Source organism: Kocuria sp. U4B, from assembly GCF_054875615.1.
Window position 1 is genome coordinate 1,217,915 of the sequence record NZ_CM142180.1, and the last position, 26,054, is coordinate 1,243,968.

General features: G+C 74.4%; 24 protein-coding genes. 6 read left to right on the forward strand and 18 right to left on the reverse strand.

The genetic code is table 11. From position 1 onward, the window contains the following. Positions 1-11: 11 nt before the first annotated feature. Positions 12-980: an HpcH/HpaI aldolase/citrate lyase family protein gene (locus ACYSMR_RS05760; RefSeq protein WP_461747627.1), complete on the reverse strand. Its 969-nt coding sequence runs from the start codon at positions 978-980 to the stop codon at positions 12-14. Positions 981-1,251: 271 nt separating this feature from the next. Beyond that, positions 1,252-3,852 carry an ATP-dependent helicase HrpB gene (hrpB, locus tag ACYSMR_RS05765; protein WP_461747628.1) on the reverse strand — a complete coding sequence of 867 codons (2,601 nt, stop codon included), beginning with the start codon at positions 3,850-3,852 and terminating at the stop codon, positions 1,252-1,254. Between the two features lie 92 nt (positions 3,853-3,944). Here hrpB and ACYSMR_RS05770 point away from each other — a divergent pair, with 92 nt between their 5' ends. From ACYSMR_RS05770 to ACYSMR_RS05780, 3 genes are all read left to right on the forward strand, one after another. Then, positions 3,945-4,916, forward strand: coding sequence for a 1,4-dihydroxy-2-naphthoyl-CoA synthase (locus ACYSMR_RS05770; RefSeq protein ID WP_251333950.1), 972 nt, complete (start codon positions 3,945-3,947; stop codon positions 4,914-4,916). Positions 4,917-4,927: 11 nt separating this feature from the next. After that, positions 4,928-6,070, forward strand: a complete 1,143-nt coding sequence (locus ACYSMR_RS05775) for an AMP-binding protein (RefSeq protein ID WP_461747629.1) — start codon at positions 4,928-4,930, stop codon at positions 6,068-6,070. Between the two features lie 114 nt (positions 6,071-6,184). After that, positions 6,185-7,066, forward strand: a complete 882-nt coding sequence (locus ACYSMR_RS05780) for a 1,4-dihydroxy-2-naphthoate polyprenyltransferase (protein WP_251333948.1) — start codon at positions 6,185-6,187, stop codon at positions 7,064-7,066. A 21-nt stretch (positions 7,067-7,087) separates the two neighbouring features. On the opposite strand, the gene ACYSMR_RS05785 is transcribed toward ACYSMR_RS05780, so the two are convergent. Beyond that, on the reverse strand, positions 7,088-7,375 hold the full coding sequence (locus tag ACYSMR_RS05785; RefSeq protein WP_251333947.1) for a DUF4229 domain-containing protein: 288 nt from the start codon (positions 7,373-7,375) through the stop codon (positions 7,088-7,090). Positions 7,376-7,449: 74 nt separating this feature from the next. Here ACYSMR_RS05785 and ACYSMR_RS05790 point away from each other — a divergent pair, with 74 nt between their 5' ends. Beyond that, positions 7,450-7,950 (forward strand): PLDc N-terminal domain-containing protein, encoded by a 501-nt coding sequence (locus tag ACYSMR_RS05790; RefSeq protein ID WP_461747630.1) that lies wholly within the window; start codon positions 7,450-7,452, stop codon positions 7,948-7,950. Between the two features lie 133 nt (positions 7,951-8,083). Here the strand turns inward: ACYSMR_RS05790 and ccsB are convergent, their stop codons facing one another. The 11 genes from ccsB to ACYSMR_RS05845 form a co-directional block, all read right to left on the reverse strand. After that, complete coding sequence (ccsB, locus tag ACYSMR_RS05795) at positions 8,084-9,124, reverse strand: c-type cytochrome biogenesis protein CcsB (protein ID WP_251333945.1); 1,041 nt, start codon at positions 9,122-9,124, stop codon at positions 8,084-8,086. A gap of 12 nt (positions 9,125-9,136) precedes the next feature. Continuing rightward, positions 9,137-10,900: a cytochrome c biogenesis protein ResB gene (gene resB / locus ACYSMR_RS05800; RefSeq protein WP_461747631.1), complete on the reverse strand. Its 1,764-nt coding sequence runs from the start codon at positions 10,898-10,900 to the stop codon at positions 9,137-9,139. Between the two features lie 44 nt (positions 10,901-10,944). Next, complete coding sequence (locus ACYSMR_RS05805) at positions 10,945-11,706, reverse strand: cytochrome c biogenesis CcdA family protein (protein WP_461747632.1); 762 nt, start codon at positions 11,704-11,706, stop codon at positions 10,945-10,947. Beyond that, a complete protein-coding gene (locus tag ACYSMR_RS05810) occupies positions 11,703-12,323 on the reverse strand; it encodes a TlpA family protein disulfide reductase (protein ID WP_461747633.1) in 621 nt (206 codons plus the stop codon). Before ACYSMR_RS05810 ends, ACYSMR_RS05805 begins: the two co-directional genes overlap by 4 nt. Before the next feature lie 54 nt (positions 12,324-12,377). Then, complete coding sequence (locus ACYSMR_RS05815) at positions 12,378-13,049, reverse strand: histidine phosphatase family protein (RefSeq protein WP_251333941.1); 672 nt, start codon at positions 13,047-13,049, stop codon at positions 12,378-12,380. A gap of 59 nt (positions 13,050-13,108) precedes the next feature. After that, on the reverse strand, positions 13,109-13,372 hold the full coding sequence (locus ACYSMR_RS05820; protein ID WP_251333940.1) for a glutaredoxin family protein: 264 nt from the start codon (positions 13,370-13,372) through the stop codon (positions 13,109-13,111). A 96-nt stretch (positions 13,373-13,468) separates the two neighbouring features. After that, positions 13,469-13,567 carry a 30S ribosomal protein bS22 gene (locus ACYSMR_RS05825; protein ID WP_005504750.1) on the reverse strand — a complete coding sequence of 33 codons (99 nt, stop codon included), beginning with the start codon at positions 13,565-13,567 and terminating at the stop codon, positions 13,469-13,471. Positions 13,568-13,740: 173 nt separating this feature from the next. Then, entirely contained in the window at positions 13,741-14,547 is an 807-nt protein-coding gene (locus ACYSMR_RS05830) for a FadR/GntR family transcriptional regulator (protein ID WP_251333939.1), read from the reverse strand. Between the two features lie 113 nt (positions 14,548-14,660). Continuing rightward, positions 14,661-16,001, reverse strand: a complete 1,341-nt coding sequence (gene gdhA, locus ACYSMR_RS05835; protein ID WP_251333938.1) for an NADP-specific glutamate dehydrogenase — start codon at positions 15,999-16,001, stop codon at positions 14,661-14,663. Positions 16,002-16,062: 61 nt separating this feature from the next. After that, positions 16,063-16,638, reverse strand: a complete 576-nt coding sequence (locus tag ACYSMR_RS05840; RefSeq protein ID WP_461747634.1) for an ArsR/SmtB family transcription factor — start codon at positions 16,636-16,638, stop codon at positions 16,063-16,065. A gap of 69 nt (positions 16,639-16,707) precedes the next feature. Beyond that, complete coding sequence (locus ACYSMR_RS05845; protein WP_461747635.1) at positions 16,708-17,919, reverse strand: acetoin utilization protein AcuC; 1,212 nt, start codon at positions 17,917-17,919, stop codon at positions 16,708-16,710. Between the two features lie 169 nt (positions 17,920-18,088). Between ACYSMR_RS05845 and ACYSMR_RS05850 the strand changes: the two genes are divergently transcribed. Further along, positions 18,089-19,501: a TrkH family potassium uptake protein gene (locus ACYSMR_RS05850; RefSeq protein ID WP_285859816.1), complete on the forward strand. Its 1,413-nt coding sequence runs from the start codon at positions 18,089-18,091 to the stop codon at positions 19,499-19,501. 25 nt (positions 19,502-19,526) lie between these two features. Beyond that, complete coding sequence (locus ACYSMR_RS05855) at positions 19,527-20,162, forward strand: potassium channel family protein (RefSeq protein WP_374238505.1); 636 nt, start codon at positions 19,527-19,529, stop codon at positions 20,160-20,162. 17 nt (positions 20,163-20,179) lie between these two features. Here ACYSMR_RS05855 and proC read toward each other — a convergent pair whose 3' ends face one another. The 4 genes from proC to topA all read right to left on the reverse strand — a co-directional run bounded on the left by proC (position 20,180) and on the right by topA (position 25,858). Next, positions 20,180-21,016: a pyrroline-5-carboxylate reductase gene (proC, locus tag ACYSMR_RS05860; RefSeq protein ID WP_251333934.1), complete on the reverse strand. Its 837-nt coding sequence runs from the start codon at positions 21,014-21,016 to the stop codon at positions 20,180-20,182. 108 nt (positions 21,017-21,124) lie between these two features. Then, a complete protein-coding gene (locus ACYSMR_RS05865; RefSeq protein ID WP_309125444.1) occupies positions 21,125-21,910 on the reverse strand; it encodes a sugar phosphate isomerase/epimerase family protein in 786 nt (261 codons plus the stop codon). Between the two features lie 86 nt (positions 21,911-21,996). Beyond that, a complete protein-coding gene (locus ACYSMR_RS05870) occupies positions 21,997-22,974 on the reverse strand; it encodes a Ppx/GppA family phosphatase (protein ID WP_309125440.1) in 978 nt (325 codons plus the stop codon). Positions 22,975-23,029: 55 nt separating this feature from the next. Then, positions 23,030-25,858 carry a type I DNA topoisomerase gene (gene topA / locus ACYSMR_RS05875; RefSeq protein ID WP_461747636.1) on the reverse strand — a complete coding sequence of 943 codons (2,829 nt, stop codon included), beginning with the start codon at positions 25,856-25,858 and terminating at the stop codon, positions 23,030-23,032. Positions 25,859-26,054: the final 196 nt, after the last annotated feature.

The window sequence follows — 26,054 nt, forward strand, 5'->3', positions numbered from 1 at the left end:
GCACCACCGGATCAGCAGTGGTACGTGTCGGTCGGCGCCTCGAAGTGGACGTCGTAGCCCTCGGGCACGGTCAGGCCGAAGGCCGCGGCCAGGCCGAGGATCTTCCGGGCGCGGGCGAGCCGGGGCAGGTCGGAGCCGTTGCGGATCTCGCCGCCGTCGGCGTCGAAGCCCTGCAGGAACTCCGTGGCCCAGGACAGCTCCGACAGCGAGGGGCTGAGGCCCTCGTTGACCGTGGCGGTCTGCTCGGGCATCAGGCACAGCTTGCCGGTCATCCCGAACTCGAGGGTCACGGCCGTGGCCTCGGCCAGCTTGGGCCCCAGCGCCCCGACGGCGGGCCCGTCGATGGGACCGGGCAGGTTCGCGGCGCGGGAGGCGATGGTGAACTGGGAGCGGGTGTAGGCCAGCGTCATGGGGTTCTCGCCGAAGCCGGTGTCGCGGCGGAAGTCGCCGAGGCCGAAGCCGAGCCGGTACGTGGAGCGCGCCCCCGCGATGGCCTGGAGGTTCTGCACCCCCCGGGCCGTCTCGACGAGCGCGACGATCCGGGTGTCCTTGAGCAGCTCCGCGGTACGGGTGACGTGCTCCGGGGAGTCGACCATGGCGAGCATGATCCCCTCGAGGCCGCGCACGCCGGCGAGGGCGCGCAGGTCGTCCTCCCACCACTGGGTGCCGAAGCCGTTGACGCGCACCCACGCGCGGTGCTGCCCGCCGTGCTCGTCCGGGGCGTCGAGCCAGCGGATGACGTTGCGCCGGGCGCGCTCCTTGTCCTTGGGCGCCACGGAGTCCTCGATGTCGAGCACGACGACGTCCGCCGCGCTCGCCGCGGCCGCCGCGAACCGCTCGGCCTGGGCGCCGTTGACGAGCAGCCAGGAGCGGGCGAGCTCCGGGCCGACCGCGGGCGCGGCGACCTGGGCGACCAGCGGCAGGGACGAGGTGGTCGGGGCGGACGTCGCCGTGGAGGACTCGATCGAGGTGGCAGTCATGAGTGCGTACCCATTTCCGTGTGGCGCTGCGCGCAGCAGTGCAGGAGCGTGCCGGGGCACCCGGTCAGGGGCGGGTGTCCTCCGGCGGAACCGTGACCGGGCCCGGGCCCGCGGGAACGATCGCGTCGCGGGGCCGTGCGGTCCATGCCCCGGGACCGGGGACCGCGAGGTGGGCGGGCCGGTCCCGTGCGTGCTGGATCAGCGCGCTCGGCAGGTGCGGTGACCTCATCGTAACGTGGATCACAGCCGGGCACCACCGGGCCCGGCCGCGTCAGGCCCGGCGCGCGGTCCTGGCGGTCGCGCGCGCCGTCCACGGGTCCTCGGGCCAGGGGTGCTTCGGGTAGCGCCCCCGCATCTCGGCGCGGACCTGGGCGTAGGGGCCCGACCAGAAGGAGGCGAGGTCGTCGGTGACCGCGAGCGGGCGCCCCGCGGGGGAGAGCAGGTGGAAGAGGATCGGCACGCGCCCGTCCGCGACCGTGGGCGACGCCGCCCAGCCGAAGCACTCCTGGAGCTTGACGCTGACCACCGGCCGCCGGCCCGGGTCGTCGGCGGGCGGATAGGCGATCCGCACCCGCGAACCGCTGGCGACGGCCAGGCGCTCCGGGGCGAGCTCGTCGAGCCGCCCAGCCTGCGGCCACGGGAGCAGCCGGCGCAGGGGCGCGGTGAGGTCGACGCCGGCGGTGCGGGCGCCGCCGGCGAGCGCGTCGAGCTCCGGGGCGAGCCACTCCTCGAGCCGGGCGGCGAGGGCGGCCTCGGAGACGTCGGGCCACGGCGCGCCGAGGTGGTGGTGGAGCAGGCCCAGCCGGCGGCGCAGCCCCTCGGCCGCGTCCGACCAGCCGACGAGGCCGGTGCCGTGCTCGGCGAGCGCGGCCCGCACGGCGGCGCGGGCGGCCTCCCGCGGAGCGCGCACGGGGGTGGCGGAGAGCTCGACCGCCCCCAGCGCCCGGACCCGGCGGGCGGTGACCCGGTCGCCGTCGAAGCGCGCGCGCACCTCGTCGGTGAGCAGGTGCTCGGCGCACTGCTCGGCCAGGGCCCGGTCGAGGGGCGCCGCGGCGCGGACCACCGCGCCGGTGCCGGCGGCCGCCGCCCCACCGGCCCGCGTGACGTCGGCGACCGCCAGCCACTCGTGGCCGGCGAGGGCGCTGCCGGCGGGCAGCCCGGCGCGGGTGCCCGAGACGAGCAGCCAGCTGTCCCCGGCCCTGCGGGCGATCCGCTCGGGCAGGGCGAGGGCCACGACGGCGCCCACCACCGCGTCCCCGGGCACCCCGTTCCCGCCGGCGGGTGCGGCGGTCCCGGGCGCGGGGCGCCCGGAGCGCAGCAGCCCCGCCGCGATCCCCTCGAGGCGGCGCGCCTCCTCGGCCCAGCGGCGGGCGTCCGGGGCCCGGGCGGCGCGCAGGTCGCCGAGCAGCCGGGACAGGTCCCCGCCGGGCGGGCGGTGGTCGTCCGAGACCATGGCGACGACCTCGGCCGCGGGGCGGGCCCCGACGAGGCGGGCGCCGTCGAGCAGGCCGCGGGCCAGGCGGGGGTCCACGGGCACCGTCGCGAGCAGCCGCCCGGTGGCGGTGGCCCGGCCCTGCGCGTCGAGGGCCCCGAGCCCGTGCAGGACCGCGACCGCCTCGGCCAGGGCCGCGGGGGGCAGCGGGTCGGGCAGGGCCATCCCCCGCCCGCCGGGAGCGCCCCAGCAGGCGAGCAGCAGGGCCGCGCCCGTGAGGTCGGCGGCGGCGAGCTCGGGGGTGAGGTGGGCGGGCATGGCGGCCCAGGTCCGCTCGTCGTAGCAGCGCACGACCTCCCCGGGGCCCAGGCGGGCCGCGCGGCCCGCGCGCTGCTCGGCCGACGCGCGCGAGGCGGCCACCGTGACGAGGCCGGCCATGCCGCGGGCGGCGTCGCGGCGGGGCTCCCGGGACAGCCCGGAGTCCACGACGAGGCGCACGCCCGGCACCGTGAGGGAGGACTCGGCCAGGGACGTGGCGACCACGACGCGGGGCGGGTCCCCGGGGCCCCGCCCGGCGGTCGCGCGGTCCTGCTCGGCGGGCCCGACCCGCCCGTGCAGCTCGACCACCTCGACGCCGCGGTGCCGTTCCCGCAGCCGCCGGGCGACCTGGGCGACCTCCCAGGCGCCGGGGACGAACACGAGCGCGTCCGTGGCCGCGTCCCGGGCCAGGACCTGCGCGTGGGCGGACGCCGCCGTGCGGGCGACGTGGTCGAGGAACTCCCGGGTCACGCCGCGCTCGTCCGTGCGGCGCCCCGGCGCCGGGGCCCAATGCACGGCGAGCGGGTGCAGGGCCGCGGGGCAGTCGACGACGGGGGCGGGGGCGCCGTCGCCGAGCAGGCCCGCGAACCGGGGCGCGTCGAGCGTCGCGGACATCGCCACGAGCACGAGGTCCTCCCGCAGCTGGCGCACCTCGGCGAGCATGCCGACCAGCAGGTCCGACTCGAGGCCGCGCTCGTGGACCTCGTCGAGGACGACGGCGCCGGTCCCGGTCAGCTCCGGGTCCTCCAGCAGGCGGCGCAGCAGGACCCCGGGCGTGACGAACTCGACGAGCGTGCGCGGCCCCGCGCGGCGGTCCCCGCGCACGGTGTGGCCCACGAGCTCGCCGACCCGGGTGCCGCTCAGGTGCGCCAGCCGGCGGGCCGCGGCGCGGGCGGCGACCCGGCGGGGCTGGGTGACCACGACGCGGGCCGGGCGTCGGTCCCCGGAGCGGTCGTGCAGGTGCCCGGCCACGAGGGGCGGCACGAGCGTGGTCTTGCCGCTGCCCGGCGGCGCCTGCACGACCGCGACCCCGCCGGCCAGGGCCGCGCGCAGCTCGCCGGTCACCGCGGCGACGGGCAGCCCGGCGCCGATCCGGGACAGGTCGAAGGGGGCGGGGTTCACCCTCCCAGTCTCTCACCGGCCGTGGGAACCCCGGTGCCGGGACTCCTCCGGCGCCCGCGGGCCGCGCGGGGGCCCGACGTAGACTCGGAGGCGTGAGCGAACCGGCACAGCACCCCACCGACCTGCCCGAGCGCGTCTCCGAGATCTTCGACCCCACCCGGTGGCGGGCGGTCGAGGGCTTCGCGGACCTGCAGGACATCACCTACCACCGCGGCGTGGAGCGCGACGGCAGCGGCGCCGTGGTGCGCGACCTCCCGTGGGTGCGGATCGCCTTCGACCGGCCGGAGGTGCGCAACGCCTTCCGTCCCTCCACCGTCGACGAGCTCTACCGCACGCTCGACCACGCCCGGATGAGCTCGGACGTGGGCGCGGTGATCCTCACCGGCAACGGCCCCTCCGCCAAGGACGGCGGCTGGGCCTTCTGCTCCGGCGGGGACCAGCGGATCCGCGGCCGCGACGGCTACCGCTACGCGCAGGGCGAGACCGCCGAGACCATCGACCCGGCCCGCGCCGGGCGGCTGCACATCCTCGAGGTGCAGCGGCTGATCCGCACGATGCCCAAGGTCGTCATCGCGGCCGTCTCCGGCTGGGCCGCCGGCGGCGGGCACTCCCTGCACGTGGTCTGCGACCTCACGATCGCCTCGCGCGAGCACGGGAGGTTCAAGCAGACCGACGCCACCGTGGGCTCCTTCGACGCCGGCTACGGCTCCGCGCTGCTCGCCCGCCAGGTGGGCCAGAAGGCCGCCCGCGAGATCTTCTTCCTGGCCCGCGAGTACGACGCCGAGCGGATGCGGCAGATGGGCGCCGTCAACGAGGTCGTCGACCACGCCGAGCTCGAGGCCGCGGCGATCGGCTACGCCCAGGACGTCGCCCGCCAGTCGCCGCAGGCGATCCGGATGCTGAAGTTCGCGTTCAACCTGCCCGACGACGGCATGGTCGGCCAGCAGGTCTTCGCCGGCGAGGCAACCCGCATGGCGTACATGACCGACGAGGCCGTCGAGGGCCGCGACGCGTTCCTGGGCAAGCGCGAGCCCGACTGGTCGGGCTTCCCCTACTACTTCTAGGAAGTGCCGCCATGGCCGAGCTGCACGTCCCCGGCGACGCCGTGGTCCTCGACGGGCCCGTGGCCGGCGACCCCCTCGACCTGCTGCCCGGGCTGACGCGGGCGCTGGGCCGGGCGGGTCCCGCCGTCGTGGTGCGCACCTCCGGGTCCACCGGGCGCGCCAAGCGCACGGTGCTCACCACGGACGCCCTCGCCGCCTCCTCGATGGCCACCGCCGTGCGCACGGGCGGCGTGGGGCAGTGGCTGCTCGCCCTGCCCGCCCACTACGTCGCCGGCCTGCAGGTGCTGGTGCGCTCCCTCTACGCCGGCACCACCCCGGCGGTGCTCGACCCCGCGGACCGCTTCACGCCCGAGGCGTTCGCGGCGGCGGCCGCGGAGCTGGAGGACCCCGTGCGCTTCACCTCCCTGGTGCCCACCCAGCTGCAGCGGATCCTCGAACCGGCCTCCGGGGTGCGCAACGGGGACGCGGTCTCCGCGCTGAAGAGCTTCCAGGCGGTCCTGCTGGGCGGCTCCGCGGCCCCGCCGCGCCTGCTCGCCGCCGCCCGGGACGCCGACGTGAACGTCGTGACGACCTACGGGATGTCGGAGACGTGCGGCGGCTGCGTCTACGACGGCGTGCCCCTCGACGGGGTGAGCGTGCACATCGCCCGAGACGACGACGCCCCAGGCGCGGGCGGTCCGGGCCGGATCTGGCTGGGCGGCGGCGTCGTCGCCGCGGGCTACGCCGGTGACCCCGGCCAGACGGCCCGGCACTTCCGGGAGGCCGCGGGCACGCGCTGGTACCGCACCGACGACCTCGGGGAGCTCTCGGCGGAGGGCGTGCTCAGCGTGCACGGGCGCGTCGACGACGTGCTCAACACCGGCGGGGTGAAGGTCTCCGCGGGCCTGGTGACGGCCGTGCTGGCCGCTCACCCCGCGGTGCGGCAGTGCCTCGTCGTGGGCGTGCCCGACCCGGAGTGGGGGCAGGCCGTGGGCGCGGCGGTGGTGAGCGCCCCGGGCACGGACCGGGAGGCCCTGCGCGCCGAGCTCGCCGACGCGGTGCGGGCCGAGCACGGCGCCGCGGCGGTCCCGCGGCGCTGGGCGTGGCCGGAGGAGCTGCCCCTGCTGCCCACGGGCAAGCCGGACCGGTCGGCGGTGGCCCGGCTCCTCGGCTGAGCGGGGGCCCGGCGGGGGCGTGACACAATGATCCCCGCCCGCTCCCCCGCGGCGGGCCCCGTCCCGCGTGCGGCGTCCGCCGCCGTCTTCCCGTCGTCTCCCCGGAGGTAGCCCGTGGCCACGCCCGCACAGTGGATCGAGGGGGCCCGGCTGAGGACCCTGCCCATGGCCCTGGCCCCGGTCCTGGCCGGATCCGCCGCCGCGCAGGCGCTGCACTCCTTCGAGCCCGTCCGTGCGCTGCTGGCCCTGCTGGTGGCCCTGTTCCTGCAGATCGGCGTGAACTACGCCAACGACTACTCCGACGGGATCAAGGGCACCGACGACCACCGCGTCGGCCCGCTGCGCCTCACGGGCTCGGGCGCCGCCCGGCCCGGGCAGGTCAAGGCCGCGGCGCTGGTGTGCTTCGGCCTGGCCGCGGTCGCCGGGGCGCTGCTGGTGCTGCTGAGCCGGCAGTGGTGGTTCATCCCGGTCGGCCTCTCCGCGGTGCTCGCGGCCTGGGGCTACACCGGGGGCCGCACGCCCTACGGCTACCTGGGCCTGGGCGACCTCTTCGTCTTCGTCTACTTCGGGCTCGTGGCCGTGCTCGGCACGACCCTCACCCAGGCGGGCACCCTCAACCTCGAGGCCTGGATCGGGGCCCTGTCCACGGGGCTGATCGCCTGCGCGCTGCTGATGGCCAACAACCTCCGGGACCTGCCCACGGACCGGGAGGCCGGGAAGCTGACCCTGGCCGTGCGGCTGGGCGACCCGCTGGCCCGCGTGGTGTTCGCGGCCGAGGTCACCGTGGCGCTGCTGCTCGTGCTGTTCCTGGCGCCCTACAACCCGTGGATGCTGATCGTGCTGCTGCTCGCCCCGGCGGCGTGGGCGCCGGTCGCGACGGTGCTGCGGGTCCGGGACCGGCGCCGGCTGATCCCCGTGCTCAAGCAGTGCGGGGTGCTCAACGTCGGCTGGGCGGCGCTGTTCCTGCTGGCGGTGCTGCTGCGGCAGTGGCTGTGACCCGCCGCTGAGGCCCCGGGCTCAGAGCTCGCGGCCGTCCTCGCGCAGCTTCCGGTCCACGTAGGCGTCCTCGACGGCCTGGTCCTCGAGGGCCACCCGGTTCTGCGGCCGGGGGGCGCGGGCGGTCCAGCGGTGGAACTCCTCGCCGGCCGCGGTGTGCAGCCGCGGGAAGAAGAGGTAGGAGACCGCGAAGGAGACCACCACGGCGGCGATCCCGGACAGGACGATCCCCACGCCCAGCCACAGGCACAGCAGGAAGGCCAGCACGAGGACGACGAGCCGCAGCAGGGAGTACTTGAGGAAATTCACCCGCCCAGTCTACTGAGCCCACCTGGGAGGAGCCGCCGGGCTGACGTCCAGGCTGCTCCCCTAGGATTGTCGGCATGGGTCGAGCGATTCTCATCATCGGCACCGCCGCCTTGGCGGTCGGCGTCATCGTCTACTCCCTCATCGAGTGCGCCCGCACCGACAGCACCGAGATGCGGGGACTGCGCAAGGGCGGGTGGATCGTCGTGATCCTCCTCCTGCCCCTGATCGGCGCGCTGCTGTGGCTGTTCCTCGGGCGCCCCAAGGGCACCCCCGACGGCGGACGGACCGCGCGCGCCAAGGGTCCCGACGACGACCCCCAGTTCCTGCGCAACCTCGAGGAGCGGCGCCGGCAGCAGGAGCAGGCCGAGAAGCTGCGGCGCTGGGAGGAGCAGCTGGAGCGGGAGGGTGGTCCCGGTGCGGCCGGCAGCACGGGCAGCACCGGGAAGCAGGGGAAGGGGACGCAGGGCAAGCAGCGGGTGGACCGGCCCGGGGAGGACCCCGCGGACGGCTCCTCCGGGCACCCCGACGGCCTCCCGGGCGACGCGCCCGGGACGGAGCGCCCGCCGCGCGACTGAGCGCCCCGCGCACCCCGGCCGGCTCCGCGGGTCCCCGGTCCCGCCCCGCCACCGACGACGAACGGCCCGCACCGATGCCGGTGCGGGCCGTTCGTCGTGGGACCGTCGTCGGGACCGTCCTGGGTCCTGGGTCTCAGAGCCCGGAGTAGGAGTGCAGGCCGGAGAAGACCGTGTTGACCACGGCGAAGTTGAAGATCACGCAGAGGTAGCCGACGATCGACAGCCACGCCGAGCGGTTGCCGCTCCACCCGCGGGTGGCCCGGGCGTGCATGTACGCGGCGTAGACCACCCAGATCACGAAGGTCCACACCTCCTTGGTGTCCCAGCCCCAGTAGCGGCCCCACGCCTGCTCGGCCCAGATCGCGCCGGCGGCGAGGGTGAAGGTCCAGAAGGCGAAGCCGACCGCGTTGAGCCGGAAGGACAGGTTCTCGAGCGCCTGGGAGGAGGGGACCATGCCGAGGAACGCCATCCCGGGCGTCTCGCCGGCCAGGATCGCCTTCTCCCGCCGGGCCTGCAGCAGCTGCAGGACGGCCATGGCGAAGGTGATGGTGAAGACCCCGGAGGCGGCCACGGCGATGGACACGTGGATCACGAGCCACCAGGACTGCAGCGCCGGCTGCAGCGGGCCCACCGGGGTGGGGAAGCCGATGGTCGCCGCGCACAGCATGATCACCACGAGCCCGGACACGAGGGTGCCGACGAAGCGCAGGTCCCGGGCGAGCAGGGACAGCAGGTACACCCCGGCCACGACCAGGGCGCCCGTGGTGCAGAACTCGTACATGTTGCCCCAGGGCACGCGCCCGGCGGCGATCGCGCGGCTGACCACCGCGGCGGCGTGGACGGCGAAGGCGAGGACCATGACGGCCACGGCCACGCGGGCCGCGGGACGGCGCTCGCCCGTGTAGCGCATCTCGGCGTCGGCGACGTGCCCGGACAGCCGCGACCCGCCGGTCGTGCGGAACCCGCTCCCCGCGGCCCCGGCGGCACCGGTCCCGGCGGCACCGGACGCGGCGGCGCCCACGAGCTCGGCCTCCCCGCCCCGCCCGGCCGGGCGCAGGGACTTGGAGTGGGACGCCATGTCCCAGGCGAAGGCCACGAAGCTCACCAGATAGGTCATGGCGGCCAGGAGCATGAACAGCTCGCTCCAGGTGCCGAGGGTCTCGTTGACGGGCATGGCCCTATCCTCTCACTCGTTGCCGGGCCGGATCCCGGCCCGGGTCGTGCCGGCGGCCGCGGTGGCGGCGGCACCGGCGCCGGTGGTGGCGGTGGTCTCCCGCACGCCCGCGGCCTCCCACTGCCCGGTCCACAGCTCGGCCAGCCGCTCGGCCTCCGGGCGCAGGCGCGGGTCCTCGCCACGGGCCAGCAGCCCGTACTCCAGGACGGTGGCCGGCCGGCCGTCGTCGTCGGCGCCTTCCACGGCCCGCACCCACACGCGGCGGCGGGAGATGAACATGGACATCAGCAGCCCGGTGAACGCCGCCAGGAAGGACACGAAGGCGCCGGTCTTGCCGGGGTCGTAGTGGATGTCGAGGCCCACGTAGCGCTTGACGTCGAGGAACTCGACCGTGCCCTTGCCCTCGGGCAGCTCGTAGACGCGGTCGGCGGCGTCGAGGGTGACCGCCCCGTTGGCGTTCATCATGGCGTTGAGCTCGGTGAGCGGCTCGACGTCGAGCACGAACACGTTCTGGGGCTCCCCGGTGTCCAGGCCGAGGTCCCCGTAGTAGGAGGACAGGATCAGCCGGGGGTTGGCGAGGCCGGGGTCGACCGAGCGGGGCATCTCGCCCTCCCCGCCCACGGCGGTGGGCAGCAGCAGGCCCACGAAGCCGAGCTGGTCGGGGCGCGCGTCCGGGACCTTGAGCACGAGCGAGGACGTGTAGACGCCGTCGGTCGGGACGGTCACCACGGGGCCCTCGAACGCGACGTCCCCGTTGCCGTCGGTCACCCGGATCACCGGGGCGTAGCCGTTGCCCACCAGGTACGTCTTCACCCCGCCGACGTTCAGGGGCTGGTTGACCTTGAGCACCTCCTGGCGCGGCTCGGCGCCCGGCTCGTCCTGCACCGTGACCTCGGCCGTGAAGTCCAGCGGCGCCCCGTAGTTGTCGGGGTTGGTGGTGTCGCGGTTGAACTCGGCCTCGAAGCGGTCCAGCCGCACGGAGAAGGGCTCCAGCCAGTCGGCGTCGTAGTTGGTGCCCGGGGTGAAGGAGTCGTAGCCGATGAGGGTGTTCACGAAGGACTCGCCCTCCACGACCACGCGCTGGCCCTTGTAGCCGAACAGGGAGCCCACGGCCACGGACACGAGCACGCCCAGCAGCGCCAGGTGGAAGACGACGTTGCCGACCTCCTTCCACATCCCGCGCTCGGCGGCCACGGAGGGCGCGGCGGTGCCGGCGTCGCGCACGGCCACCCGGTAGCCGCGCTTGCGCAGCAGCCGTGCGGCGTCGGCGACGACGTCTGCGGGGGCCGGCGCCGCGGCGCCGTCGCGCCCGCCCAGGGCGAACGCCCGGTGCTCGGGCAGCCGCTCGAGCCGCCGCGGGGTGCGCGGGGGCTCGGCCCGCCACGCGCGCCAGTGCTTGGCCGCCCGCGGGATCACGCACCCCACGAGGGAGACGAAGAGCAGGAGGTAGATCGCGGAGAACCACGCCGAGGAGAAGACGTCGAAGAACTGGAGGCGGTCCAGCCACTCCCCCAGGACCGGGTTGTTCTCCATGTAGTCGCTGACCTTCGCCGGGTCCTGGATGCGCTGCGGGAAGATCGACCCGGGCACCGCGGCGACCGCGAGCAGCAGCAGCAGGAACAGCGCCGTGTTCATCTTGGTCAGCTGCGTCCACGCCCACCGGAGCAGCCCGAGGGGCCCCAGCGCCGGGAGCTCGACGTCGGGCCCGCCCGTGCGGGACGCGTCCGGGGACGCCTCGGGCGGGGGACCCGACGACGGGGGCGCTGAGGTGCTCATGCCGGCCTTTCGGTTGTCGGTGACGGGGCGGGGCTCGGAGGTGCTCAGATCGGCATCACCCAGTCGGTGACGAGCTCGGCCTGGACCCAGGAGACGAACGCGGTCCACGCGCCCGTCATCATGAGCAGGCCCACGAGGACGAGCAGCCCCCCGCCCGCCCGCTGGATCGCGAGGCGGTGCCGGCGGAAGAAGCCCAGGGAGCCCATGCCGCGGTGCAGGGCGAGGGCCAGGAGCAGGAACGGCACGCCCAGGCCCAGGCAGTAGGCCACCGTGAGCACGGCCGCCTTGCCGGTCGAGGCGCCGTCCACGTAGACGAGGGCCTGCACGGCGGCGAAGGTCGGGCCGATGCACGGCGCCCAGCCCAGCCCGAAGGTGACGCCGAGCAGGGGGGCGCCCCACAGTCCGGGCGGGGGGCGCCGCTCGATCTTGCGGTCCCGCTGGAAGAAGGAGAACCCGCCGAGGAACACGATGCCCATGAGCACGACGAGCCCGCCCAGGGCCACGGTGATCCAGCCCTGCCCCAGGAACCAGGCGTAGGCGCCGAGCTGGGCCAGCAGCACGGACATCAGCAGGAACACGGCGGAGAAGCCGAGGACGAAGAGCAGGATGCCGCCGACCACGCGACCGCGGCGCTGCTCCTGCAGGTCCGCGCCGGTCAGCCCGGTGACGTAGCCGAGGTAGCCGGGCACCAGCGGGAGCACGCACGGGGACGCGAAGGAGACGAGCCCGGCGAGCAGCGCCACCGGCAGCGCGGCGAGCAGGGACCCGTCGAGGACGATCTCGGCGAAGGGGTTGCCGGCCGTCATGCCGTCCCGGCCACCGTGTCCTCGAGGAGGGTCTCGAGCACGGAGCGGTCCGCGACCCCGAGGATGCGGGCGGCCACCCGCCCCTCGGCGTCGAGCACCAGCGTGGTCGGCACCGCCTGCGGGGGCACGAACTCGCTGAGGGCCATGAGCACGCCCCCGTCCTTGTCCTCGAAGGACGGGTACGGGATCCCGAAGTTGCGCTCGAAGGCCTCGGCGGTGGCCCGCTCGTCGCGCAGGTTCACCCCGTAGAACGCGGCCTGGCCGTCGAAGCGCTCGGCGAGCTCCTTGAGGTCCGGGGCCTCGACCCGGCACGGGGCGCAGCCCGCGTACCAGAAGTTCAGCAGGGCGGGCTTCCCGCGCAGGTCCTCGGCGGTGAGCGCGGTGCCGTCGAAGAGGGCGCCCTCGAACTGCACGGGCTCGCCCCGCTCCCCTGCCGGATACTCGGAGACGGTGCCGTCGCCGGCGATGTAGCCCTTCCGGTCGCCCGAGTTCGCCTGCTGGGCCAGCGAGTCCTCCTCGGCGCACCCGGCGAGGGCGAGCCCGAGGACGCCGAGGCCCGCGAGCGAGAGCACGCTGCGGCGGGACGGGCGGGGGGAGGCAGGGGGACGGGAGGTCACGGGCGGATCACCTGGTGCTCTGGAGGGGACGGGGACGACGGCGGCGCCCGGTCATTATGAACCGGGAAGCTGGTTGACCCCTGGGTAGTACCGGGCGGCGGGCTCGCTGTAGAGGACCCGGGGCGGGCGCCCGGCGTGGAGGTCGTCGAAGACCAGCGTGGTCAGCGACGCGAGGTTGCACTGGCGCCGGCGCGGGTCGTGGGGCAGGGGCCGGCCCTCGGCGGAGCGGCGGGTGAGCCAGATGGGCAGCTGGTGGGAGACCACCACGGCCTCGGCGCCGTCCCCGCCCCGCTCCACGGCGGTGCGGCCGGCGTCCAGCACGGCCTCCGCCATGCGGGCGACCTGCTGCCGGTAGGGCTCCCCCCAGGACGGGCGCAGCGGGTTGAGCATGTGCGGCCAGTGGCGGGGCTTGAGCAGCTCCCCCGTGCCGACGTGCAGGCCCTCGAAGTGGTTGCGGGGCTCGATGACGCGCTCGTCGGGGTGCACCGGCAGCCGCAGCTCCCGGGCCACCGGCGCGGCGGTCTCCCGCGCGCGCTGCAGCGGGGAGGAGACCAGGTGCACGATCCGGGAGCCGGTGCCCACGCGCCGGACGAGCTCGGCCGCGGCGGCCTCGGCCATCCGCGCGCCCAGCTCGGTCAGGCCGTAGTGCGGCAGCCGCCCGTAGACGAGGCGGTGGGGGTTGAGCACCTGGCCGTGGCGCAGCAGGTGGACGGTCGTGGAGGGCATGGTCCCCATGTTCCCAGAACCCGCGCGCCAGGCCCAAAAGGAGCCGCGGGCACGACGGCTCAGCCGTCCAGGCGCTCCCGCAGCAGCCGGGCGAGGCGCCGCTCGTCGATGCTCCAGAAGTCCCGCGGGACGCCGTCGACGAGCACCACGGGGATCTCCTCGGCGTGCCGGCGCAGCAGCTGCGGGTCCGTGGTGATGTCGACCTCGGCCCAGCCCAGGCCGAGCGCGGCGGTGACGCGGCCCACGGACTCCCGGGCGGCCTCGCACAGGTGGCAGCCCGGCCGGGTCAGGAGGGTCACGGCGGGAGGGGTGGAGGAGCTCATGGGCCCATGCTACGGTCCCGCCCCCGGACCCCCGGAACGCACCGGGGCCGCCGTCCCGTGGAGGACGGCGGCCCCGGTGGTGCGCTCAGCGCAGGGTCACTTCTTGTTGCGGCGCTGGTGGCGCGTCTTGCGCAGCAGCTTGCGGTGCTTCTTCTTGGACATCCGCTTGCGGCGCTTCTTGATCACTGAACCCATAGGATCCCTCGCATCTTCATGTCTCGGTGGTGTCCCCCGGGGGCGTTCCGCGCGGCGGGCACCAGGGGTGCCGGGCCGCGCACGGTGACGGCCGGGCAAACGTTCACTGACACCCTACCGTCTCGGGGGGAGATTGCTGTATTCGGGGGCGGGGACGTCCCCGAGCACCCCGCTCAGGCGCTGCGCGGCACCTGTCGCGGCACGTCGTCGGGGGCCTCCTCGGCGACGTCCTCGGCGTGCACCGGCAGCTCGGCGGGCAGGTCCGGGACGGGGCCGGGGCTGCGCTGCTCCTGGTCCGGGTCCACGCCCGCCTCCCGGTACTGGTACTCGATGTGCTCGGCCACGAGCCGGGCCGCGAGCTTGCGGTCCCCGGCCGCCACCGCGGAGTAGATCGCCTGGTGCTCGGCGCGCAGCCGCTCCGAGGTGGCGCTCCACAGGGGGACGTGGCCCACGAGCGCCATCGTGTACTCGTAGATGGAGTCCCGCAGGGACGACATCAGCGCGGAGACCACCGCGTTGCCGGCCGTCTTGCACAGGGCGATGTGGAAGCTGACCTCGAGGTGGTGGAACTCCTTGAGGGACAGGTCCTCCCGGGCCATCTGCTCGAGCAGGCCCCGCAGCTCGGCCATGGCCGGGTGCTGCGGGTCCGAGCGCTCCAGCGCCCAGGTCTCGAGGAGCACCCGGGTCTGGACGATGTCCCGCAGGGGGTAGTCCGAGGTCGCCATGTGCAGCTGCAGGGCCGGGCCCGCGGAGGCCGCCGGCTCCCGCACCAGCATGGGCAGGATCGACTTGCGCGGCCCGTCGAAGAGCCGCACGATGCCCTGCGCCTCGAGGGTCTTGAGCGCCTCCCGCATGTTGTTGCGGGAGACGCGGTGGATGGCCGCGAGGTCGCGGTCCGACGGCAGTTGTTGGCCCAGCACGAGGTGGCCGTCGAACAGCTCGTTCTCCAGCCACTGCAGGACCTGTCGATGCGTTGCCATAGTCTCCAGGGTAGGACCTCCGGGCCGCCCGTGAGGACGTTCCGGGGTCCGGACGTGTCGTGGGGTGGACGGGACGCCCGTGCGGGCCCGGCGGGCGCCGGACCCGCACCGGCTCAGATGAGGCCCTGCGCCATCATGGCGTCGGCGACCTTCATGAAGCCGGCGATGTTCGCGCCGGCGACGTAGTTGCCGGGCATGCCGTACTCCTCCGCCGTGGCGGCGCAGGTGTCGTGGATCGAGCGCATGATCTGCCCGAGCCGCTCCTCGGTGTACTCGAAGGTCCAGGAGTCGCGCGAGGCGTTCTGCTGCATCTCCAGGGCGGAGGTCGCCACGCCGCCGGCGTTGGCGGCCTTGCCGGGACCGAAGAGCACCCCGGCGTCCTGGAACAGACGGGTCGCCTCGGCGGTCGTGGGCATGTTGGCGCCCTCGGCGACGGCGACCACGCCGTGGCCGAGCAGCTTCCTGGCGTGGGAGCCGTCCAGCTCGTTCTGCGTGGCGCAGGGCAGGGCCACGGTGCCGGGGACCTCCCACACGGAGCCCTTGGCGACGAAGCGGGCGCGGCCGCCGCGGCGCTCGGCGTACACGGAGATGCGGGCCCGCTCGACCTCCTTGACCTGGCGCAGCAGCTCCAGGTCGATGCCGTCCGGGTCCACCACGTAGCCGCTGGAGTCCGAGGCGGTGACGACCGTGGCGCCGAGCTTCTGGGCGCGGTCGATCGCGTAGGTCGCCACGTTGCCGGAGCCCGAGACGAGCACGGTCTGCCCGTCGAAGGACTGCCCGCGGGTGCGCAGCATCTCCTGGGCGAACATGACGGTGCCGAAGCCCGTGGCCTCGGGGCGCACGAGGGACCCGCCCCAGGACAGGCCCTTGCCCGTGAGCACGCCGGACTCGTAGCGGTTGGTGATCCGCTTGTACTGGCCGAAGAGGTAGCCGATCTCGCGGCCGCCCACGCCGATGTCGCCGGCGGGCACGTCCGTGTACTCGCCGATGTGGCGGTAGAGCTCCGTCATGAAGGACTGGCAGAAGCGCATGACCTCCGCGTCGGAGCGCCCGCTCGGGTCGAAGTCGGACCCGCCCTTGCCGCCGCCGATGGGCATGCCGGTCAGGGCGTTCTTGAAGATCTGCTCGAAGCCGAGGAACTTCACGATGCCCAGGTAGACGGAGGGGTGGAACCGCAGGCCGCCCTTGTAGGGCCCGAGCGCGGAGTTAAACTCCACGCGGAAGCCCCGGTTGATGTGCACGCGGCCCTGGTCGTCGGTCCAGGGGACGCGGAAGATGATCTGGCGCTCCGGCTCGCAGATCCGCTCGAGCACCGCGGCGTCGAGCAGCTCGGGGTGGCGGGCCACCACGGGGCCGAGGGAGTCGAAGACCTCGTCCACCGCCTGGTGGAACTCGTCCTCCCCGGGGTTGCGGGCCAGTACGGTCTGCCGGATGGGGATCAGGTCCTCGTGCATGGTGCTCCTCGTTCGGGTCGCAGCGGGTCGGGCGGAGTGGGGTCGGGCGGAGCCGGGTCGGTCACCGCCGCGCGTTCCTGCCGCGGCGGCGGAGCCCGGACAGGGTGGAGAGGAGGTCGGCGGCGCGGGCTCCCGCGCCGCGGGCGGGCCGGTCGGCCGCGGTGCCGGGGTCCGGCCCGGGACCGGGCGCCAGCGGCACGGGCGGCGCCGCGGGCACCTGCCGGGCGGGCGGCCCGCCGGTGGTCCCGTCCGGGGCGCCGTCGGCGATGTCGTCGGCGGTGCCACCGGTGCGGGAGCCGGTGGGCGCCCCGGCGCCCACGTCGGCGGCCGGCCCGGCCGGCGCCGGTCCGGCCGTCCCCCCGGCCCCGACGACCTCCCGGACCCAGTCGGTGACCGCGGCCAGGGGTTCCGGGGCCACGGCGTAGAGGCGTCGCTGCCCCTGCGCCTCCATGGACACCATACCGGCCTCGCGCAGGATCTTGAGGTGCTTCGAGACGGTGGGCTGCGAGACGCCGAGCTCGGCCACGAGCTCCCCCACCGACCGCTCGCCGTCCTTGAGAGCGGTGAGGATCGCCCGCCGCGTCTTGTCGGCGATCACCGCGAACACGTCGCTGTTGCCCATCCGGTCACTGGCCATTCGATCACTGTAGACGCGATGCGGCGCGCCTCCCGGCACCGGCACGGTCCCCTGCACGACCACGGCCGCTCAGTCGAACCAGGGGTCCAGCCCCCACTGGGGGAAGACCTCCTTGCGGGTGGCCATGATCGTGCGGTCGGTCTCGTCGTTGGGGTCGAAGCCGACCTCCCACGAGCGCCACCACAGGTCCACCTCGTCGCCCATGACCCGCGGGGCGTCGGCCCCGTACTTCTCGTGGACGTAGTCCCGCCACCGCTGCGGAACGCTCGCGCCCACCTCGACCGGGTGCCCGGCCACGACGCCCACCAGGTGGGTCCAGGACCGGGGCACCACGTCGTGGCAGTTGTACCCGCCCCCGCCCGTGGCGATCCAGCGGCCCTCGCACAGCTCGTCGGCGAGCGCGGCGAGGGCCACGGCGGTCTGCCGCTGGGCGTCGACGCTGATCCGCAGGTGGGTGAGGAAGTCGGCGAAGTGCGAGTCGCAGCCGTGCTGGCTCACGATCACCTCGGGGCGGAACTGCTGCAGCAGGGCCGGGACCACGGCGTCGAAGGCGCGCAGCCACATGGCGTCGTCGGCGGTGGTGGGCATGGCGACGTTGACGGCGGTCCCCACGGCCTCCCCCCGGCCCGTCTCGTTGGCGAAGCCCGTGCCGGGGAACAGGGACAGGCCCGTCTCGTGCAGGGAGACGGTCATGACCCGGGGGTCGCCGTAGAAGATCGACTGGGTGCCGTCCCCGTGGTGGCCGTCGACGTCCACGTAGGCGACCCTGCGCACCCCCTGGTCGAGCAGGTGCTGGATCGCCACGGCGCAGTCGTTGTAGACGCAGAACCCGCTGGCCTTCTCCGCGGAGGCATGGTGCATCCCGCCCCCGAAGTTCACGGCGCGCACGGCGTCGCCCGCGAGGATCGCCGCGGCGCCCTGGTAGCTGCCGCCGACGAGCCGGGCGCTGGCCTCGTGCACGCCCGGGTAGGCCGGGGTGTCCTCGGTGCCGAGCCCGGAGTCCGGCAGCTGCAGGGAGGGGTCGGCGCTGACGGCGCGCACCGAGTCCACGTAGTGCTGGGGGTGGACGAGGTTGAGGACCCGGTCGGGGACCACCCCGGGGGCCTCGACCGTGACGTTGTCCCGGCGGTCGAGGCCGAACTCCTGGACGAGGCGGTATGTGACCTCCAGCCGGGACGGGTGCATCGGGTGGTGGGCCCCGAAGTTGTACTCGAGCAGCGCGGGATCCCAGAACAGGCGCGTCGGGTACGGGCCACCGGTGCCGGGTGTAGCAGAAGTCACACAGACATTGAACCACTTGCGGCCGGCCCCGACGGGCCCGCCCGCCCTGTGTGTCCTCGCCCCGCCGGGGACGGCACGGGGCCGCGGTGGGATACTGTCAGCGGTCGCGGCACCCGCCGCCCCCGTCCCCGCCGCACCGGGACGGCCAGCCCGCCCCGGAGGAGGGTCGTTGAGCGTTCCGCAGCACCGCCCCTGGATCACCCAGGAGGAGCGGGGCCGCTTCTGGCTCCTCGCCTCGCTGCGCGACCTCGTGGACCGCATCGCCGCGGGCTCCCCCGCCCGGCTGGCCGTGTTCTCCTTCGCCGGGGTCGTGGGCCTGTTCTCCGTGCTCCTGATGCTGCCCGTCGCCTGGGCGCCGGGGGTCCGCACGAACGTGGTGGACGCCGTGTTCACGGCGACCTCCGCGGTCACCGTCACGGGCCTGACCACGGTCTCCACGGCCACGAACTGGTCGTTCTTCGGGCTCGTGGTGATCGTGGTCGCCATGCAGATCGGCGGGCTCGGCACCCTGACCATGACCTCGATCCTCGCCCTGGCGATCGGGCGCAAGCTGGGGCTGAAGTCCCGGCTGATCACGCAGGAGGCGCTCAACATCGGCCGCCTGGGCGAGGTCGGCTCGCTGCTGCGGATCATCGTGGTGATGTCCATCTCGATCGAGGCGGTGCTCGCCGTCGTGCTGACGGCGGGGTTCCTCGTCGCCGGGGAGCCCCTGCACACGGCCCTGTGGCACGGGGTGTTCTACTCCGTCTCCGCGTACAACAACGGCGGGTTCACCCCGCACTCGGACGGCCTCGTCCCGTACACCGACGCCCTGCTGATCCTCCTCCCGATCGCCCTGGGGGTCTTCCTGGGCTCGTTCGGCTTCCCGGTGGTCCTGGTGCTGCGCCAGACCGGGCTGCGCTTCTCCCGCTGGAACCTCAACACCAAGCTCACCCTGGTGACCACCACGATCCTGCTGTTCGTGGGCTGGGCGCTGTTCCTGGCCTTCGAGTGGTCCAACCCCGACACGCTGCGGGACCGTCCCCTGGGGGACAAGATCTTCGAGGGCTTCTTCCACTCGGTCATGGTCCGCTCCGGCGGGTTCAACCTCCTGGACATGAACAGCCTGGAGCCGGTGACGCTGCTGCTCACGGACGCGCTGATGTTCGCCGGCGGCGGCCCGGCCTCCGTGGCCGGGGGCATCAAGGTGACCACGCTCGCCGTCGTCTTCCTCGCGATCCTCTCGGAGGCCCGCGGGGACAAGTCCGTCATCGCCCACTTCCGCACCATTCCCGACGACGCCCTGCGGATCGCGATCTCGGTGATCATGATGGGCGCCACCGTCGTGCTCCTGGGCTGCGGGCTGCTGGTCTCCGTCTCGGGCGAGCCCCTGGACCGGGTGCTCTTCGAGGTGATCTCCGCCTACGCCACCTGCGGGCTCAGCGTGGGGCTCTCCGGCGAGCTGCCCCCGGCGGGCAAGTACACCCTGGTCGTCATCATGCTCGTGGGCCGCATCGGCACCACCACCGTGGCCGCCGCGCTGGCCCTGCGCTCGCGCCGGCGGCTCTACAAATACCCCGAGGAAAGGCCCATCATTGGCTGAGCACCCCGCGCACAACGTCCCGGTCATGGTGATCGGGCTGGGCCGCTTCGGCACCGCCACGGCCCTCCAGCTGGCCCGGCAGGGCCGGGAGGTCCTGGGCGTGGAGCGGGACCCGCAGCTGGTGCAGAAGCTCGCGGGCCAGCTCACCCACGTGGTCGAGGCGGAGGCCACGGACATCGACGCCCTGCACCAGCTCGGCGCCGCCGAGTTCAGCTCCGCCGTGGTCGGCGTCGGCACCTCCATCGAGTCCAGCGTGCTGATCACGGCGAACCTCGTGGACCTCGGGGTGAGCCGGATCTGGGCGAAGGCGATCACCCCCTCCCACGGCAAGATCCTCTCCCGCATCGGCGCCCACCACGTGATCTTCCCGGAGGCGGACGCGGGCCGGCGCACCGCCCACCTGGTCTCCGGGCGCCTGCTGGACTACATCGAGTTCGACGACGACTTCGCGATCGTCAAGATGTATCCGCCGCGGGAGGTCCAGGGCTTCACGCTGGGCGAGTCCAACGTCCGGGCGAAGTACGGCGTGACCGTGGTGGGGGTGAAGTCCCCGGGCGAGGACTTCACCTACGCCCGCCCCGAGACGAAGGTGACGTCCCGGGACCTGCTGATCGTCTCCGGGCACGTGGACCTCATCGAGCGCTTCGCGTCCCGCCCCTGAGCCCGGGGGCGCGGCGCTCAGTCGCCGCTGAGCTCCCGGGTCAGCTCGGCGGAGCGGTCCGCGGAGGCCTGCGCGGCCCGGGCGACGAGGTCCTCGAAGCCGTTCTCCCGGAACGTGCGGATCGCCCGGTCGGTGGTGCCCTTGGGGCTCGTGACCGCCCGGCGCAGCCCGGCGGGGTCCGCGTCCTGCGGGCGCAGCAGCTCCCCCGCCCCGGAGACGGTCTCGCGGGCGAGCACCCGGGCGACCTCGGGGGGCAGGCCCATCCGCTCCCCCGCCTGCTGGAGGGCCTCGGCGAGGAGGAAGACGTAGGCGGGCCCGGAGCCGGAGATCCCGGTGACGGCGTCGACCTGCTCCTCGGGGACCTCGACGACGGTCCCCACGGCCTCCAGCACCCCGCGCACGACCGCGGTCTGGTCGGGGCCCGCGGCGGCGCCCGGGGTCACGGAGACCACGCCGCGGCCCACGCTGGAGGGCGTGTTGGGCATGGTGCGCACCACCGGCTGGCCGGCGGGCAGGGCCCGCTCCAGGGCGGCGACGGAGATCCCCGCGGCGACGGAGGCCACCACCGTGCCGGGCCGCAGGGCCGGGGCGATCTCGCGGGCGAGGTCGAGGATCCCGACGGGCTTGACGCCCAGCAGGACGACGTCGGCCTCCCGGGCGGCGGTGCGGTTGGCCTCGGGGTCCTCGCCGGTGACGGAGGCGCGCACACCGGTCTGCTCCTCGAGGCGGCGGGCGCTCTCCGCGGAGCGCACGGTGGCCCGGACCCGGTCCACGGGCACCCCGGAGGCCAGCACCCCCCGCAGGATCGATCCGTTCATGGAGCCGCAGCCCAGGAAGGCGAGCACGGGAGTCATGGGGTCCTCTCGGGGTGGTGTCGTGACGAGGTCATCGGCATGTCGTGGGCCTGTCACGGGTGGCGTGGTGGGGCCCGGCGGCGGGGCGGCCGTCCCGGGCGGGTGCGGTCAGCCCTCGGCGGAGGGCACGGGGGTCGTGTGGCGGCGGGCGAACTCCAGGGACTCGGCGAGCCACGCGGTCCGCTCCTCGGCGCTCTTCGAGCGGCGGGTGGAGACCTCCACGCCCACCACGCCCTGCCAGCCGGTCGCGGCGAGGTGCTGGAGGCACTCGGCGACCGGCTGCACCCCGTGGCCGGGCAGCAGGTGCTCGTCCGCGGTGGTCTCGCCCGAGCCGTCCGTCAGGTGCACGTGGCCCAGCCGCGGGCCGAGCTCGCGGATCGCGGCGAGGGAGTCCATCCGGGCCGTCGCGGCGTGGGAGAAGTCCCACGTCACCCAGTCGTAGTCCTGCCCCAGCGGGCTGTAGTGCGGGGCGTAGACGACGGTGTCGCGCCCGCGCACCCGCCACGGGTACATGTTCTCCACGGAGATCTTCACGCCGCTGGCCTCGGAGACCACGCGCACGCCCTCGACGAAGTTCGCGGCGTACTTGCGCTGCCACCGGAAGGGCGGGTGGACCACGACGACCTCCGCCCCCACCTGCTCGGTGAGCTTCGCCGCCATCTGGATCTTCGTCCAGGACTTGCCCCAGACCTGCTGGGTCAGCAGCAGGGTCGGCGCGTGGATCGTGGAGATGGGGATCTGGTGGCGCTGCACCAGGTCCTCCAGCTGGTGGGTGAGCTGGCTCATCCGCTCGTGGGTGACGAGCACCTCGACGCTGTCGTAGCCCAGCTCCACGGCCGCCTCGAAGGTCTCGGGCACGCCCAGCGGGTAGAGGGAGCTCGTGGACAGCGCCACGTGCGCCCGGTACGGCTCCGCGGCCGGTCCGGCCGGGCGCTCCGCCGCCCGCTCCTCCGCCGCCGGGCGCCCGTCCGGCTGCCCGCTCACGCGGCACCCACCAGGTGCCGGGGGTCCACGGTGCGCACGTCGGCGTTGCCCGTGAGCTGGTCGAGGCGGCGCAGGATCAGCCCCTCGCGCAGCGCCCACGGGCAGATCTGCAGGGACTCGACGCCGTAGGCGTCCATGGCCGCCTCGGCCACCACGGCCCCGGCCAGGATCTGCCGGGCCCGGGCCGGCGAGACGCCGGGCAGCTCGGCGCGCTCCTGCACGGTCATCGCCTCCATCCGGCGGCTCCACAGCCGCAGGTCCTCGACGTGCAGGGTCCGCCGCACGTAGGGCCCCATGGCGTAGGGGGCGGCCCCGCAGATCCGGGCGAGGGAGCGGAAGGTCTTGGAGGTGCCGGCCACGACGGTCGGCCGCCCGGCCGCCCGCACCTTCTCGACCGCCGGGCGCAGCTCGGCGCGCACGTGCTTGCGCAGCGCCTTCATCTCCTTCGGGGTGGGCAGCTCCCCCGCGACGAAGCTGCGGGTGAGCCGCCCGGCGCCGAGCGGGACGGAGACGGCCACGCTGGGCAGGGCGTTGTCGCCCAGCGCCATCTCGAAGGAACCGCCCCCGATGTCGAGGTCCAGGACGGTGCCGGCGCCCCAGCCGAACCAGCGGCGCACCGCGAAGAAGGTGACGGCGGCCTCCTGGTCCCCGGCGAGCTCCGTGAGGGCGACCCCCGAGCGGGCCTGGACGTGGTCGAGGACCTCGGCGCCGTTGCCCGCCTCGCGGATCGCCGAGGTGGCGAAGGCGAGGAGGTCCTCGGCGTCGTGCCGGACCGCGAAGTCGCGGGCCTCGAGCACGAAGTCGGTCAGGGCGTCCCGGCCGGTGCCGGTGATGTTGCCCTGCGCGTCCTGGTGCTGGACGAGCTGGAGGGGCATCTTGTGGGACGCGTACGGCTCCGGGCGCGCGCCCGGGTAGACGTCCAGCAGGAGGAGGTGGACGGTGTTCGATCCGACGTCGAGGACTCCGAGCCGCATGCTGTGGTGCTCCTTCGAGTTCCGTGTCCGGTCCGCGCGGGCCCGTGCGTCCGGCTCAGCCCTGGGTCCCGGCCCGGGCGGGCTTCTTGGCGGCCGGCTTCGTGGCGGAGGACTTCTTGGCGGGCGTCTTCCGGGCCGCGGGGGCGGCCGCCGCGGTGCGCGCCGTCTTCTTGGGCGCCGGGCCCTTGGCGCGCTTCTCCGCGAGCAGCTGGCTGGCCCGCTCCGGGGTGATCTGCTCGATCGTCTCGGAGCGCGGGACCGTCACGTTCGTCTCGCCGTCGGTGACGTACGGCCCGAAGCGGCCGTCCTTGATCACCATGGGCCGCTCCGTGATGGGGTCGGCGCCCAGGTCCGCGAGCGGGGGCTTGGCCGTGCCCCGCCCGCGCTGCTTGGGCTGGGCGTAGATCGCCAGCGCCTCGTCGAGGGTGACCGTGAACAGCTGCTCCTCCGACTGCAGGGACCGGGAGTCCGTGCCCTTCTTCAGGTACGGGCCGAAGCGCCCGTTCTGCACCGTGATCTCCTCGCCGTCCGGGGCGGTGCCGAGCACCCGCGGCAGGGACAGGATCTTCAGCGCGTCCTCGAGGGTGACGTCCTGCAGGCTCATGGAGGACAGCAGGGAGCCCGTGCGGGGCTTGGCCTTCACCGGCTTCTTCGGGGGCTTGGGCTTGCCGTTCTTGTAGTACTCGACCGGCTGGGCGGCGAGCTCCTCGGCGGTCGGCTCGGGGATCACCTCGGTGACGTAGGGCCCGTAGCGGCCGTCCTTCGCCACGATCGTGCGGCCGCTCTCCGGGTCCCGGCCGAGCTCCCGGCCGTCGGCTCTGCCCGTCTCGATGAGCTCGCGGGCCTTCTCGGCGGTCAGCTCGTCCGGGGCGAGGTCCTCCGGCACGTTGGCGCGCACCGGCTCGGCGATCTCCCCGGTCTCCGGGTCCACCGACCCGGAGGTCTCCAGGTAGGGGCCGAACTTCCCGACGCGCAGGGTGATGTCCTCGGTCACGGGGATCGAGTTGATCGCGCGCGCGTCGATCTCGCCGAGGTCGTCCACGATGGGCTTGAGCCCGTTCTCGTGGCCCTGGGCGCCGAAGTAGAACTCCTGGAGCCAGTCGGTGGAGTCCTCCTCGCCGCGGGCGATGCGGTCCAGGCCCTCCTCCATCTCCGCGGTGAAGTCGTAGTCCACGTAGTCGGAGAAGTGCTCCTCGAGCAGGCGCACCACGGAGAACGCCGTCCAGGAGGGGATCAGCGCGGAGCCGCGGACCCGGACGTAGCCGCGGTCCATGATCGTGGAGATCACGGCCGCGTAGGTCGAGGGGCGCCCGATGCCCAGCTCGTCGAGGGCCTTCACGAGGGACGCCTCGGTGTAGCGCGGCGGCGGGGAGGTGCGGTGCCCGTCGGCGCGGACCTCCTCGGCGCCCAGGGCGTCGCCCTCGCTCATCCGCGGCAGCCGCTTGTCCCCGTCCTTGCCGTCCTTGCCGTCGGCGGGGTCCTCGTCGCGGCCCTCCTCGTAGGCGGCCAGGAAGCCGCGGAACGTGATGACGGTGCCGGACGCGGAGAACTCGGCGTCCCGCCCGGTCGAGGACGTCGCCCCGAGGCGGACCGTGGCCGTGGAGCCCTTGGCGTCGGCCATCTGGGAGGCGACGGTGCGCTTCCAGATCAGCTCGTAGAGCTTGAACGCGTCGGCGGAGAGCTCCCCGCGGACCTGGGCGGGGGTGCGGAACGAGTCCCCGGCCGGGCGCACGGCCTCGTGGGCCTCCTGCGCATTCTTCGACTTGGAGGTGTAGACGCGGGGGGCGGAGGGCACGAAGTCGCCGCCGTAGAGCTCCGCGGCCTGCCGCCGGGCGGCCGTGACCGCCTGGTCGGACAGCGCCACGGAGTCGGTGCGCATGTAGGTGATGTAGCCGTTCTCGTACAGCTTCTGCGCGACCTGCATGGTGGTGCGGGACGTGAAGCGCAGCTTGCGGGCGGCCTCCTGCTGCAGCGTGGAGGTCGTGAACGGGGCCGCGGGGCGCCGGGTGTAGGGCTTGGTCTCCAGGGAGCGGACCGCGAACGCCGCCCGCTCCAGGCCGGCGGCCAGCTCCCGGGCGGCCTGCTCGTCCAGGTGCACCAGCCGCGACGGGTCGCCGCGGAGCACGCCGTCGTCGCCGAAGTCCTTGCCCCCGGCCACGCGCCGGCCGTCCACGGAGGAGAGCCGGGCGGTGAAGGCCACGCCGGCGTCCTCGCCGTGGGCGCGGGCGAAGCTGCCGCTGAGGTCCCAGTAGTCGGCGGCGACGAACGCCATGCGCTGGCGCTCCCGCTCGACCACCAGGCGGGTGGCCACGGACTGGACGCGGCCCGCGGACAGGCCGGAGGCGATCTTGCGCCACAGCACCGGGGAGATCTCGTAGCCGTAGAGGCGGTCGAGGATGCGCCGGGTCTCCTGCGCGTCCACGAGGTCCTGGTCGAGCTCCCGCAGCTCGCCGAACGCGCGCTCGATGGCCTCGCGGGTGATCTCGGGGAAGGTCAGCCGGTAGACCGGGACCTTGGGCTTGAGCACCTCCAGCAGGTGCCACGCGATGGCCTCGCCCTCGCGGTCGCCGTCGGTGGCGAGGTAGAGGGCGTCCGCGTCCTTGAGCTTGCGCTTGAGCTCCGTGACCTTCTTCTTCTTGTCCGGGTTGACCACGTAGTAGGGCTCGAAGCCGTGCTCCACGTCCACTGCGAACTTGCCGTAGGGCCCCTTCTTGAGCTCCGTCGGCAGCTCGGAGGGCTGCGGGAGGTCGCGGATGTGCCCCATGGAGGACTCGACCTCGTAGGCGTCGCCGAGGTACCCGGCGATGGTCTTGACCTTGGACGGGGACTCCACGATGAGCAGGCTCTTGCCCGTTCCCGGGCTCTGGGTGGCCTTCGTTGGCACGGTACTCCTTGCTGCGGTCCGTGGTGCACGGGCCGCGGCGCTGCTGGACGTCGGGCGGGCGGAGGTCTCGCCCGTTGTTGCGCTCCACCATAACGCGGACCGCCGCGAACGCTCGCGCCCCGGCGGACACGGTGGAGGCCAGGACCCGGCCCGCCCCTCGCGCTCCGCCCGTTCCGGGCCGGGCGGACGGGCGGGC

Coding starts and splice junctions, on each gene's coding strand:
- ACYSMR_RS05760 (WP_461747627.1), bottom strand. CDS start 980: ATGACTGCCACCTCGATCGAGTCCTCCACGGCGACGTCCGCCCCGACC.
- proC (WP_251333934.1), bottom strand. CDS start 21,016: ATGACTCCCGTGCTCGCCTTCCTGGGCTGCGGCTCCATGAACGGATCG.
- ACYSMR_RS05820 (WP_251333940.1), bottom strand. CDS start 13,372: ATGAGCTCCTCCACCCCTCCCGCCGTGACCCTCCTGACCCGGCCGGGC.
- resB (WP_461747631.1), bottom strand. CDS start 10,900: ATGAGCACCTCAGCGCCCCCGTCGTCGGGTCCCCCGCCCGAGGCGTCC.
- gdhA (WP_251333938.1), bottom strand. CDS start 16,001: ATGCACGAGGACCTGATCCCCATCCGGCAGACCGTACTGGCCCGCAAC.
- ACYSMR_RS05805 (WP_461747632.1), bottom strand. CDS start 11,706: ATGACGGCCGGCAACCCCTTCGCCGAGATCGTCCTCGACGGGTCCCTG.
- ACYSMR_RS05855 (WP_374238505.1), top strand. CDS start 19,527: ATGGTGATCGGGCTGGGCCGCTTCGGCACCGCCACGGCCCTCCAGCTG.
- ACYSMR_RS05840 (WP_461747634.1), bottom strand. CDS start 16,638: ATGGCCAGTGACCGGATGGGCAACAGCGACGTGTTCGCGGTGATCGCC.
- ACYSMR_RS05870 (WP_309125440.1), bottom strand. CDS start 22,974: ATGCGGCTCGGAGTCCTCGACGTCGGATCGAACACCGTCCACCTCCTC.
- ccsB (WP_251333945.1), bottom strand. CDS start 9,124: ATGCCCGTCAACGAGACCCTCGGCACCTGGAGCGAGCTGTTCATGCTC.
- ACYSMR_RS05815 (WP_251333941.1), bottom strand. CDS start 13,049: ATGCCCTCCACGACCGTCCACCTGCTGCGCCACGGCCAGGTGCTCAAC.
- ACYSMR_RS05775 (WP_461747629.1), top strand. CDS start 4,928: ATGGCCGAGCTGCACGTCCCCGGCGACGCCGTGGTCCTCGACGGGCCC.
- ACYSMR_RS05790 (WP_461747630.1), top strand. CDS start 7,450: ATGGGTCGAGCGATTCTCATCATCGGCACCGCCGCCTTGGCGGTCGGC.
- ACYSMR_RS05825 (WP_005504750.1), bottom strand. CDS start 13,567: ATGGGTTCAGTGATCAAGAAGCGCCGCAAGCGGATGTCCAAGAAGAAG.
- ACYSMR_RS05830 (WP_251333939.1), bottom strand. CDS start 14,547: ATGGCAACGCATCGACAGGTCCTGCAGTGGCTGGAGAACGAGCTGTTC.